At 36.6% G+C, this 276-nt stretch carries 1 pseudogene; it reads right to left on the minus strand.

The annotated features are described in order from the left end of the window. Nucleotides 1-243 (minus strand): annotated as a pseudogene (locus SB660_RS20260) (RNA-guided endonuclease InsQ/TnpB family protein); the annotation flags it as partial. Nucleotides 244-276 lie beyond the last annotated feature (33 nt).

Raw genomic sequence — 276 nt, forward strand, 5'->3', positions numbered from 1 at the left:
CCCATCATATGAGATTCTAGGGTTTGAATAGTTCTCACCTTTAGGTAGTTTAGGTAGAGGTTGGTATGTTTTGACAACCCCTATTTTTTCACCTCGAAAACCTTCTTTTGTGCGCTTCAGACTTTCATAATTTACATAAAAACTAACTTTACTTTTTCGTTTACTTTTGAATTTCGGCTTGCCTGACACACCGTCAAACCAACGTTTTCTAGCTTTATCAGCGTCCTTTACTGCTTGTTTCATTACATTGCTTCCAACTTCTTTTAACCATTGATG

The organism is Bacillus sp. SIMBA_005 (genome assembly GCF_046535585.1).
GTDB lineage: Bacteria > Bacillota > Bacilli > Bacillales > Bacillaceae > Bacillus > Bacillus pumilus.